At 47.6% G+C, this 12,316-nt stretch carries 6 protein-coding genes; 2 read left to right on the top strand and 4 right to left on the bottom strand.

The features are described 5' to 3' along the window. Nucleotides 1-430: 430 nt before the first annotated feature. Together purN and ACSAZK_RS14645 are read right to left on the bottom strand one after the other, a co-directional pair. The gene (purN, locus tag ACSAZK_RS14650; protein ID WP_440954811.1) at nt 431-1,039 is read right to left on the bottom strand and encodes a phosphoribosylglycinamide formyltransferase; all 609 of its coding nucleotides are present in this window, start codon (nt 1,037-1,039) and stop codon (nt 431-433) included. A 393-nt stretch (nt 1,040-1,432) separates the two neighbouring features. Further along, nucleotides 1,433-2,416: a transcriptional regulator gene (locus ACSAZK_RS14645; protein ID WP_440954810.1), complete on the bottom strand. Its 984-nt coding sequence runs from the start codon at nt 2,414-2,416 to the stop codon at nt 1,433-1,435. A gap of 375 nt (nt 2,417-2,791) precedes the next feature. Here ACSAZK_RS14645 and ACSAZK_RS14640 point away from each other — a divergent pair, with 375 nt between their 5' ends. Further along, nucleotides 2,792-4,078, top strand: a complete 1,287-nt coding sequence (locus ACSAZK_RS14640; protein WP_440954809.1) for a TiaS agmantine-binding domain-containing protein — start codon at nt 2,792-2,794, stop codon at nt 4,076-4,078. A gap of 405 nt (nt 4,079-4,483) precedes the next feature. Here ACSAZK_RS14640 and ACSAZK_RS14635 read toward each other — a convergent pair whose 3' ends face one another. Beyond that, the gene (locus tag ACSAZK_RS14635) at nt 4,484-7,888 is read right to left on the bottom strand and encodes a NosD domain-containing protein (RefSeq protein ID WP_440954808.1); all 3,405 of its coding nucleotides are present in this window, start codon (nt 7,886-7,888) and stop codon (nt 4,484-4,486) included. A gap of 593 nt (nt 7,889-8,481) precedes the next feature. Then, nucleotides 8,482-9,276, bottom strand: coding sequence for an NAD+ synthase (locus ACSAZK_RS14630; protein ID WP_440954807.1), 795 nt, complete (start codon nt 9,274-9,276; stop codon nt 8,482-8,484). Between the two features lie 636 nt (nt 9,277-9,912). On the opposite strand from ACSAZK_RS14630, the gene ACSAZK_RS14625 reads away from it, so the two are divergent. Continuing rightward, nucleotides 9,913-12,291, top strand: coding sequence for a CDC48 family AAA ATPase (locus ACSAZK_RS14625; RefSeq protein ID WP_440954806.1), 2,379 nt, complete (start codon nt 9,913-9,915; stop codon nt 12,289-12,291). Nucleotides 12,292-12,316: the final 25 nt, after the last annotated feature.

The following is a 12,316-nucleotide window of genomic DNA, read 5'->3' as shown; positions in this document are numbered from 1 at the left end:
GTTAAATTGAGTGCTTGCAATAATTGAGGCTGCAACACATGAAGTTGAAGATATTGATATAGGATTGCTTGACGAGATATGATTGGTTAACGAGATAGGATTGCTTGACGGTAAATTGCTAAATAAAGAATTCCCTGAAAAACCTATGAGCACTTTTTTTCTCGTAAAACTTTGAAATCTGGAATTTTGAACAGGCATTAAAGGCATTAAGTTCCTGAACTACTTATAATTTTGAACCACATATAACATTATGGTATCAAAGAAGACATTGAGGGGGGAATATATCCTGTTTCCAGCACCTTCCTGATTGAGCACAATTTCGATCTGACGTCTGTCTGTTTCACATCTGGAACTAAGACCCGGGGATTTTGGGACCCGAGTTATGGGCGCTGTTTATGGGATTTCCGGAGATTGGTTTCAGGGCGCCGGCTTAATCCAGAGACCTTACTTTCCTGCCCTCAACTTTAAGTTTGCCCTCCGCAAAAAGCCTGACAGCTTCGGGATATATAATATGTTCCTGTTCGAGGATCCTGCCTGTAAGAGTTTCTTCCGTGTCATCGGGAAGTACCTGCACGCAGCTCTGAAGAATAATCGGCCCCGAATCAAGCCCTTCGTCAACATAGTGGACCGTGCAGCCTGCGACTTTTACCCCGTACTCAAAAGCCTGCCTCTGGGCATGCAGCCCCTTGAACGCCGGTAGGAGGGAAGGGTGGATGTTCAAAATCCGGTCTCTATACGCTTCAATAATTTCACTTCCAAGGATCCGGAAGTAGCCCGCAAGCAGGAGCAGGTCCACATCATAATTATTCAGAAGTTTAAGGATCTCCCGATCGTATCCGGATCTGTCGAACCTGCCCGGGTCAAGAAAAACAGCGTTAATTCCATGTTTCCTGGCACGTTCCAGCGCATAGGCATCGGCTTTATTGGAAATAACCAGATTAACCGCTGCATCTTTTATGTAGCCCCTTTCAATGCTATCTATAATCGCCTGGAGGTTCGAGCCCCGCCCGGAGACCAGCACTGCAATCTTTACCGTCATTGATGCCCCATAATTGAAACAGTGATATATTAGGGTTTTGGAAACCCGGGAAAAATCAAGAGAAGAATTCGAAAGAAAAAGGAGGAAAGTTTGAGAAAAGGGGAATTTCCGAGAGAAGAAAAAAGGAGGTCCTCCTGTATCATTCTGTTGATATTTTTAAGTAAAAAAAGAGTAATGGCTTGCTTTGAATCCTTAGTTATGCCCCATACAACCGGAACCGAACACCACATGTCGTTCCTGTCTCCGGGTGCCAAAGGCGGTCGGCTTTTGCAGAATAAAGGGTAGACAGAATAAAAAAGAAAAAGGAAAAAAGAAGTTGGAAGAAGAGAAAAAGCAGAGAAAAAAGCAAATCGGCAAGAGTGAAAAAAAGAAATGTGCGGGGAAGAAAGAAACTCAGCTATCTTCCTTACGCTCCTCTATGAAGGTCAGAAGTTCGTCTGAATCACTTATTTTCCCCAGCTCTTTTTTCTCGATCAGCACGGTGTTTTCCACGGACTTGATTTTGGCACGCCCATTGATGATGAAAACCGACTCGGTCTTCGTGACGCTTGAGATGCTGCTCATGAGATGAGCCCTCTTGATTACCGTAGTGTTGAACTCACTGACCCCGGTAAGGATGGTAGAAGACTTGTCCTTTGAAATCGCCTTGAAAGGAGCCTGTGCTGTCGTAAGTATGTCGTACCCGAGCAGGGAAATCATATTGAGGACCGAGTCCTCGGGGAGAGATGAATGGGGCTGAGGGGACTGTTCGGGAACTTCCATTTCGTACCTGGACTCTTTTCTGGACTTCCTGCTCTCCAGGGGTTTCAGGATATCTATGGGCCGGGCTAGCTCAATCCCGAAGATATCTTCCAGCTGGAGCACCACGTCAATGGAAGCGTCCATGCCTTCCTCTTCGTACTTGCTGATGGTCCGCCTTGAGACGCCCACCATGGAAGCAAGGGATCCGAGAGACATTGAAATATCCGTACGGGCTTTTTTCAGGATGTACCCGTCAATGGAGACGTAAAGCCCCCCAGGCGCTGCAGAAACCAGGGGAGGGATATTTTCGATAAAATAATCGAAGAGCGTCTGGACGCTCAGGGAGAGGACGTCGTAGCGCATATATACAACGCTGTCCTCAAGCATCTGGTCCCTGGTCTTGGCCCCCACGACTATAGCCGATCCTCCAAGATAGTCTGCCAGGTACTTCATTTCCCGGGCAGTTTCCTCGTTCAGGCCGTCAATGTTAAATAAAACCTTACAAAGTAAGAGAGTTTTATCCTTTCTTGCAGCAATGTCAAAACTCCGCGGCCGGATATTGCAGCGCTCGGAAACTACAAAACCCGCATGAGACAATACATCAATAATTTGATGTATGAGAACTTCTTTTGTCATTGCAATAGATGATTCTGTTTGAACATCTATATATATATTTCTATATTGAGAATAATGTTTATACCGTAAAATCGAAAAGAAGAGAGCCGGACAACCCTCCGCCAGGAAACAGCCGGGAGGGCAGAGAGAGCCCGGAGAGCCGGAAAAAGGTGCCTGAACCCCAGGAAAAAATCCGGAAAAATGGAAATTCAGAAAAATGATTATCAGAATTCAGAAAAATGATTATCGGAATTCAGAAAAATGATTATCGGAATTCAGAAAAATGATTATCGGAATTCAGAAAAATGATTATCGGAATTCAGAAAAATGATTATCGGAATTCGGAAAAAATGATTATCGGAGTTAGGAAAAAATGATTATCGGAGTTCGGGAAAAATGATTATCGGAATTGACGACACGGACTCAAATGAAGGGATGTGTACCACTTACCTGGGAGCCCTGCTGCTCGAAGAACTGCAGGCCTTCGGAGAAGTAGAAAAACCTCCACTCCTTGTCCGCCTGAACCCCACCATCCCCCACAAGACCCGGGGAAACGCAGCCGTAGCCCTCAGGCTGGAGACCTGCTGCCCTGAGAAAGTTATGGACCACGTCATCTCCAGAATCGAAGAATTTGCCCGGTTTGAATGTGAAAAAACAAATCCGGGAGCTGTTTTCATCCAGGAGAACGAAGGAAAACGCCTGAAACCCGTTCTCCGGGCCTTTCTGGAAAAAGCAGTCAGGGACGTTATCACAATCGAAGAGGCAAAAAACCTGATCTTGGAACTCGAGATCCCCTCAAAAAGCTTCAAGAACGGGAGAGGGCTCATCGGCGCCCTTGCAGCCTGCGGGGCTATGCTGAACCGGGAAGACTGGGACCACACCTATGAACACCTGGCTTACAGGCAGCGGGAAAAGTGGGGAACCCCCCGCTCCGTGGAAAAGGAAAGCCTGGAAGAAGCCGACAGGCAGACATATCCGGAGACCTGGGACACCCTGGACCACGCAAACAGCCTTGTGGTATGCGTACCGCACTCCCCGGACCCTGTCCTCTTCGGGATCAGGGGAAAAAGCCCCGAGACCGTCACAAAAGCCGCCTCCCTGGTCAGAGCTGAGCCCACCGAGCGCTTTGCAGTGTACAGGACAAACCAGGGCACTGACATGCACATCCTGCCTGTGGAGAGTGTAGAGGAAATTCGGGACATGCACTCGTACAGGGTGGAGGGCACGGTATCCGCAACTCCGGAAACAATTCACGGAGGGCACGTAATCTTCTCTCTCCGGGATAAAGCGGGAGCCGAACTTGACTGTGCGGCCTTCGAACCGACCAAGAACTTCCGGGAGCTTGTAAGGGAACTACTTCCAGGGGACAGGGTCGTGCTTTTTGGGAGCGTGAACTCCCGGACCCTGAACATAGAAAAAATAGAAATCAAAGAACTTGCCCTCCTCTACACGGAAGAAAACCCGAAATGCCCCACCTGTGGGAAACACATGAAGTCCACAGGGCAGGGACAGGGGTTCCGTTGCAGGAAATGCAGGACTCAGGCCCCTTCAAAAGTCAGCTGCGAAATGGAAAGGACCCTTGAACCCGGCCTATATGAAGTCCCCCCCTGTGCGAGGAGACACCTGGCAAAGCCGCTTGTAAGGGAAAAACGCTCCGATTACAGGATATTCCCTTCACGTTGAATAGGAAAAAAGATAGAAGTTCCGAAAAAACAGCCCGCCATTTTCGGATATCATTCTTCCGAATCCAGGCTTTTCAGCGTCCTTTTTCCTTCGTCCTTTTTCCTTCGTCCTTTTTCCTTCGTCCTTTTTCCTTCGTCCTTTTTTTCAGAATATTTCTCCGGCATCCAGTTTTTCAGAATCTCTTACCACTGATCCTGGTTTTGAGACCGAGTCCAAAGATCCTGATTTTGAGATCGATCCCATTTGATACTCATAGTGGTATCGAGTCCATTAGATACTTGTAGCGAAATCGGTCCCATTGATACTGGTAGCGGAACCGACTCCAATGATCCCGATATCATGATAGTGCTTCATTAATCCCAATATCGGAATCTTCCTCCATGGTCCTGAATTTCCGGGTTCTGTTCAGTCATCAATATCCTTCAGGACATACAGCAGGAACCTCATAAAGAAAATAAGCATCAGCATTCCTGCAGAATAGGGGACGGCATGGGACTTCAACCATGAAAAAAATCCGCCCTCTTCGGGACTGCCCTCATTTGTAGACTGCGCCGAGGAGTTTCTTGTAACCGGGAGAAGTTCACCACTCATTTCCGAAGGTCCAAACTGCTCGCTCAGGAGCTTCTGCGCATTTTCCCTCAACATTTTAAGCTTATAGTAAGCCGGGAGCCCACCATCCCGAGACCCGGAATCGGGACCGGGTTCGAAGCCAGAGTCGGAGCCGGAGCCCGAACTGGCTTTCCTGGAGACATCTACATAAGATTCGGTAAAGTTCCGGTTGCCTGCAGGGTCTTTCGCAAAGAAGGTGATATTATGGGAACCGACATCCAGAGCAAGGTTGCCTTTCAGTTCCGTGCCGTTCACAGGGGTGGAAGGAACGGCATCATCCACACGGTACCAGATGGACCCTGGTTCGTTGATTGTTACATTGAGGTCGATTATGGATTGGTTCACATCACTGCTCTCGGTTGTATACTGCGTCCCGTTCACCGGAGAGTTTACGGTTATCAGGGGAGATTTCATGTCAACCGAGAAAGAAACAGATGTTGAATTAGTGTTATTTCCAGAATCCCTGCCGTATGCTTTCACACAGTGGTTCCCGGGTTCAACTTCAAGAAGTGAACTGGCTGCAGACTCGTTCCACTCCGGAAAACTAAGGAAACTCGAGTCATCCAGAGTGTACCACCAGGCAGAAAGATCTTCATTTGCGAAAACCCTGAATTCAATTGAGGATTTGTTATATGCCTTATTATTTACAGGCGATATTATGGAAATTTCGGGCCAGAGGTCTCCGGAGTCATTCACACTGAAATATACAACAGTCGAGTTATAGTTGCCTGCAAGGTCCCTGGCTGAAACATTAACAGTGTGCAGACCTTCAGGGATATTAAGAAGGGGTGTTTCGGCCCTGATATCATAAGTTTCATTGAAACTCAGGAGTTCGGCCCCATCAAGCGTATAGTTCCAGACTGAAATATTTTCACTGGCCTCCACCAGAAGCAGGACCGAACTGTTATAAACAGTACTGGAATTCAAAGGGTTCTTCACGGTTAAAGCAGGGGGGATGGTATCGACCGTGAAATTCCTTGATGTGGAATTGGAATAGCCTTTATCGTTAACTCCAAACACCAGGACTTCATGCTGCCCGTCCGAAACATTGAGGATAGAGAAGGCTACGGACTCGTTACTTTCTTCAAAGTCGCAGTATTCGGAATCATCAAGCGTGTACTCCCAATAAAGAAGGATACCGCTTGCTGAAACATCCAGTTCGACCCTGGAATCCGAATAAAACCTGTCTTCAGGCGAATGTATGGAAATCAACGGCAAATCCTCATCAGAGGGAGAAGGATCTATTTCAACGTTGAAATCCACAGCCGTGGAATTAAGGTTGCCGCTAAGGTCGGTCCCGCTTACGCGGAACGTATAAGTTCCGTTCGCAACATTAAGGTGGGCCTTCGCGGAAGTAGCATCACTTTGTGAAAACTCCCCCGGTCCGGAGCCGTTTAACGTATACCACCACTCCGAGATAGCCTCGTTTGCTTTGGCAGAGACCGGGACAGGAAGCATACGATAGGTCATATTTTCGGGACTTTTCAGGATTATGACAGGAGGAGTAATATCCTGTACAAGAGGAAGGTAATCGCTTATATTGTCGGAAATATCGTAAGGCGTGTCCCCGAAACCGTCCAGGTCCAGATCTTCCCCCGGATAATCCGACCAGTAGTTACCTCCGATCTCAGGACCGTTGTAAATGTTGGGGCCCTGAGAGACGGAGACATTCCAAATGTTGTTTTTGCAGTCATCCACCGCATTGTGCTCGTTATCGAAAAAGTTGTTGTAGACTGTGTTATTTTCACTGTCCTCCAGGGAAAGCCCGAAGAGGGAATTTCGGAGAACGTAACTGTCGTTTAAGACATTTTCATCCGAAGCGGTGAAGAAAATGCCGTTCCCATTAAAGGAGACCCTGTTACCTGTAAGGATGTTGTGCGGGGAGAAGAGGAGATACATACCTCCAGAATTATTTAGCACACTGCTATTACATACCCTGTTGTTCTCGCTGTCCTCCAGGGCGAGCCCTAACAGGGAGTTGTTGAATAGAATATTATTTTCCAGGGTATTATTGCTGCAGGAATCCTTAAGCTTGACACCTGCGGTATTTTCCGAAGCGTTATTTCCGGCAAGGAGGTTATCAGAACAGTTTTCCAGGCAGATACCCTCAAAGACCTGTCCCTCAATTATATTTTCCTCCAACGTATTGTTGCCGCATGCGGTTTCCAGGCAAATACCCCTTAGTCCGGAAGAAATGGAATCTGAAGCGATGGAATTCCCGGACAGGGTATTCCCGGAACAGGAATATCCGAGATAAATGCCATAAAGCGAACCTTTTGCCGTATTATTATACAGGAAATTACGCTCACATGAAGCCTTCAGGTAAAAAGCGTACCTGTTTTCGGAAGCGTTATTCCAGCCAAGGGTGTTGCCGTTGCAGGAATTACCCAGGAAAATCCCGTACTGGCTTCCCAGAACCTCGTTGTTTTCGAGAGAGTTAGTGCTGCACCTGTCTTCAAGGCAGATGCCAAAGGAATTATTCAGGACTTCATTCGATTCTATCCTGTTCTCACTGCAGAAGTTCTCAAGATGGACAGCTCGGAAATTGTCCGACAGCCTGTTTTCAAGAAGCGAGTTCCCGGTGCAGCCATTCTCGAGGAGCAGGCCTTCGAAACAGTCCTGAATGGTATTTCCGATCAGGGTATTGTTGGAAGAAGCTTTCAGGGAAATTCCGGAATCAGCCCCTGAAATGCTATTATTCTCCAGGCGGCAGTTATCTCCCTTTTCCAGGGAAACGCCCTGATAAGAAGCCTCTATAGAATTATCAACCAGCCTGAACCCTTTTCCATCCTCAAAGAAAATGCCTACCCCCCAGCCGTCGGTCCCGTTTACGGAAAATCCGACAATCGTAACATCGTCGGCATTTACGGAAATTACTGGAGATTCCGGATCCTGAGCCCGGATAACGGCACTCTCGTTCGAGGGGACCGCAAGAGTTAGATTAGAAGTCAAGACCCTGAGATTTTCGGCATACACTCCGCCGTATACCAGGATAATGTCCCCTTCCCCGGAATTATCCAGTGCGTCCCCGATGGAAGTATAGTTTGCAGGGTCTTCCCCGTCTCCCGTAACATTAAGCACGGAAGCGGAACAGGTACCCTCAAACAGCAAAGATACGAAGATAATCAGGGATACGAACAAAGCTATACTGATTGTAAACTTCACGAAAATCCTGTTCATATTTTCTGTGATTTGTAGCACCCGAAACACCCGCTGGAACTTGTGAAAAACCCATAAGCAAAAGTAAACCTGGCAAGAACCTGAATTTCAAAACCCTGCCCTGAAGCAGAGAAGTTATAAAACTTCCAAATGAAATTCAGGGCTAAATGGTATCAAGCCCTTTTCAGATTCACCAACCCCGAACAATAAAGATATGTAGAGGACAATCTTCAGCCATGATTTACAAATATTAATAATACAGATTACGGAATGAATATATAAAATATGTCATTTTATCCGGACATACATATTAAAACAAATATAAAAAGAAAGAGATGTAATTTTGAAAAAATAGTACTCCACATGTAGTACTCCACACATAGAACAGGGGGCTGAAAAAATAAGGGGAAGCCATTATAGAACATTTCATTAAGAAGAGCCTGAAAATCACAGGACATTTTAGGATGAGAAAGAGGTTATGAGAAAGGATTTTTGGAAAAGAGGAACCTTGAAAAAAGAAGGGAGGCAACCGGGGAAGAAATCTTCCTTGCTCACCCCTGGCGACCCATAGTAGTTAAAGGAAATGTCCAAAGAAATATCCAAAGAAATATCCAAAGAAATATCCAAAGAAATCTTCAGGAAAATTCCGGGATAGGAGGGACATTCCTCTTATGTTCATTGCTCTGCATACGCCTGAGGACTGACTCCAACTGCTCCTCCGAAATGGAAAGTGTCACTTCAATATTTTTTTGACTCTGTTTTTCGTTCAGCATCGTGAGGACTTTATCTACTGTCCCGTAGGACATCCCGAGTTCGGCTTCGTCGGTCTGTCCTGCCCAGAGTCCGGCAGAGGGCTTTTTGGTTATAATGGACTCGGGGACCCCGAGCTTGCGGGCAAGTTCCCAGACTTCGGTTTTGTACAGGAACCCTATGGGCTCGATATCAACGCCTCCGTCCCCGTACTTCGTGTAGTAGCCAAGGAGAATCTCGGTTTTATTCCCGGTCCCCATGACCATGAGGTTCAGGCGGTTTGCATGGAAATAAAGCAGGGACATCCGGACCCTTGCCTTCAGGTTGCCCCTGGAAAGCCGGTCCGCAGATTCACTTTCAGGGACAGCAGCCATAAAAGCCGAGACAATGCCCGATATGTCAATTGTCCTGTACTCGATCCCGAGCCATTCCGCAAGGGCTTTTGCATCCTTGCGGTCCGATTCGGGGGTCAGCCCGGCTTCTGGCATGTGGATTCCCAGCACCTTATCCGCCCCGAGGGCCTTTACCGTAAGGGCTGCGGTAAGGGCAGAGTCTATGCCCCCACTGATACCTACAACTGCCCCGGAAACTCCGGCTTTGTCTACTTTTTCCCGGATAAAATCAACAATAATATTCTGCGCTTTTTCAAGGTCCATACTCTCGATTTCCTGGATTTGCATATATGGTGAATTATAGGAGGATTATAAAATGAATTTCTGATTCTTATTCCAGTAATTCCGGATCTTTATTCCGGCAATTATGATCCTTATTCCGGTGATTCTAAATTATTATTCCGGTAGTTCCCGATATTTATTCCGGCGATTCTAAATTATGATTCCGGTAAATTCTATACTGCGAAACCTGTAAGTATATTAACCCTGACGGAGAAAACGGAAGAGAGGGTAAACTTATTTAATAAATAGAGGGCATAGAGAAATATAACCTATACATTATAAAACGGGTGGAGAAGAGGTCAGGAGAAAAAAAACTAAATTAAGATCGTCAGGCAACCTTATATTGGCACGAAACTGCATCTGCAGGTAACCTTATGTTGACAGGCAACGCCTGGGAAAATAAGGCATAATTGACTATTCGGATTGAGGTATAACCGGAGCTACATCTGAAAAAGATCAGGTTTCTGAGGCGGTATCTTATGATGACGGGCATCCTTGAAATAAAAGGAGAATCTAATATAGGGAGCAAACAAAACCAGAACCGCTCAATCCGGAAAAATCGGGGAAAAATCCGGTTCTTATCCACATCACACTGTTAAACAAAAAATTACAATCAAAAGATAACTATTTTTGGGATGATCCATGGAAGAAATACAGTTAAAGGTTGAAAAGGCATATCCTATCGATCTCGGAAGGGGAATAATCCGGCTTGACCCAACAGCACTTTTGAAGCTTCAGCTCTCTCCCGGTGACATTGTTGAAATCAGGGGGAAGAAAATGACCACCGCGAAAGTCTGGAGAGCGGACCGCCAGGACTGGGAGCAGGGAATCGTCCGCATTGACAATTTTATCCGGCAAAACGCGGGAGTCGGAATCGGGGAAAGGGTCAGCATCAAAAAGGTAGAAGCCCCGGAAGCAAAAAAGGTTATCCTGGCGCTTCCGGAAAGCATGACCCAGGCAGGGGGACCTGAACTGCAGTTCGGGGAGCACGCAAACGAGATCATAAAGCGGCATATCCTGAAAAGGCCGGTTTTCAAGGGAGACATCATTCCTATCATCAACTCGATGACCCATCCTATGACCGAGTCCCTGACTACAAGCCAGGTAATCCCGCTCGTAGCAGTTGAAACGGATCCTGCAAACGCAATCGTCCTGATCACCGAGTCCACCAGGATCGAACTCAGGAAAAAACCCGTCCAGGGCTACGAAACGGTTGCCAGGGGAGTCACCTATGAAGATATCGGAGGGCTCGGGCAAGAGATAATGCGCGTCCGGGAAATGATCGAGCTTCCCATGAAACACCCGGAACTCTTCCACCACCTGAACATCGAGCCTCCAAAAGGGGTCATCCTTTACGGCCCCCCCGGGACCGGAAAGACCCTGATCGCAAAAGCCGTGGCAAACGAATCGGGTGCCAGCTTCCACTACATCGCAGGCCCGGAAATTGTTGGGAAGTTCTATGGGGAAAGCGAGGAGAGGCTCCGGAAGATCTTTGAGGAGGCAACCCAGGAAGCCCCGTCGGTCATATTCATCGATGAAATCGATTCCATTGCCCCGAAAAGGGAAAACGTAACAGGGGAAGTGGAAAGAAGAGTCGTTGCCCAGCTTCTGACCCTCATGGACGGGATGGAAGAGCGGGGACAGGTTGTCGTGATCGGGGCTACGAACCGTGTAGATGCCATTGACCCGGCACTCCGGAGGCCCGGGCGCTTTGACAGGGAAATCCATATCGGAGTCCCGGATACCAACGATAGGTATGAGATCCTGCAGATCCACACAAGGGGAATGCCCATTGAAAGTGACGAGGATCCCGTGGAAACCGTAATTGAAACTGAAACCGAAGCCGAAGTAGCCGAAGAAGCTGGAAAAACCGAAACAGAAGCAGGGGTTGAAGAGGTTTCCGCAGAAGTCCTCAGGAAAGAAAAACGGGTAAACAAATACCTGACGTATCTGGCAGAGCGGACCCAGGGTTTTGTGGGCGCGGACCTGCTAGCCCTTGTCCAGGAAGCTGCCATGCGCTGCCTCAGGGAAAACCTGCCGGACCTGGATCTGGAAAAAGAAGCCATACCTCCCGAGAGACTGGAAAAAATAGTGGTAACCAAGAATAACTTCGAAGAGGCCCTGATGGAAACCGAGCCTTCGGCCCTGAGGGAAATCTTTGTGGAGATACCAAACGTAACCTGGGACAATGTGGGAGGCCTCGACGAAGCCAAACAGGCAATCATTGAATCCGTGGAATGGCCTATTAAATACCCGCACAAATTCCTTAAGATGGGCATAAAAGCCCCCAAGGGAATCCTGCTCTACGGCCCCCCGGGAACCGGAAAGACCCTGATAGCACAGGCTGTTTCCAGGGAATGTAACGCCAACTTCATCAGCGTCAAAGGCCCGGAAATGTTCTCAAAGTGGCTCGGAGAATCGGAAAAAGCGATAAGGGAGACTTTCAAGAAAGCCAGGCAGGTTGCCCCCTGCGTGATCTTCTTTGATGAAATCGACTCCATTGCTTCCATGCCAGGGATGGAATCCACGGACAGCAAGACTTCAGAAAGAGTCCTTAACCAGATCCTGACCGAGATGGACGGCCTCGAAGCCCTGAAAGACGTGGTTGTAATCGCCGCAACAAACCGTCCGAACCTGTTGGACCCGGCAATCCTGAGGCCAGGGCGCTTTGACAGGATGGTCTATATGGGTTCACCCAACCGGAAAGGCAGGCTCAAGATCTTCGGGATTCATACCAGAGGAATACCCCTTGCAGCAGACGTAAACCTTGATACGCTTGCTGACGAAACCGAAGGGTATGTGGGTGCTGACATAGAAGCGGTGTGCAGAGAAGCGGTAATGCGGGCGCTTCGCGAGAATTTCGATATTGAAGAAATCGAAATGAGATATTTCAGGGAAGGTCTTAAGAAGGTAAAGCCCACGATCACGGAGAACATCGCCCAGTATTATGAAAAGATTGAAGAACAGTTTAAGGGCGGTACGAAACCTGCCGAACCAAGTGCTTATATAGGATATAGGTAAGAATTTAAAGGAGTAGACACTAAAG

Source organism: Methanosarcina sediminis, from assembly GCF_052056915.1.
Classification (GTDB): Archaea; Halobacteriota; Methanosarcinia; order Methanosarcinales; family Methanosarcinaceae; genus MTP4.
The sequence above is the reverse complement of the archived record's forward strand: the minus strand, read 5'-3'. Positions and strand labels throughout refer to the sequence as shown.

What these genes read in the sequence shown, in the direction of transcription:
- ACSAZK_RS14625 (WP_440954806.1), top strand. Translation starts at nt 9,913, where the DNA reads ATGGAAGAAATACAGTTAAAGGTTGAAAAGGCATATCCTATCGATCTC.
- ACSAZK_RS14630 (WP_440954807.1), bottom strand. Translation starts at nt 9,276, where the DNA reads ATGCAAATCCAGGAAATCGAGAGTATGGACCTTGAAAAAGCGCAGAAT.
- purN (WP_440954811.1), bottom strand. Translation starts at nt 1,039, where the DNA reads ATGACGGTAAAGATTGCAGTGCTGGTCTCCGGGCGGGGCTCGAACCTC.
- ACSAZK_RS14645 (WP_440954810.1), bottom strand. Translation starts at nt 2,416, where the DNA reads ATGACAAAAGAAGTTCTCATACATCAAATTATTGATGTATTGTCTCAT.
- ACSAZK_RS14640 (WP_440954809.1), top strand. Translation starts at nt 2,792, where the DNA reads ATGATTATCGGAATTGACGACACGGACTCAAATGAAGGGATGTGTACC.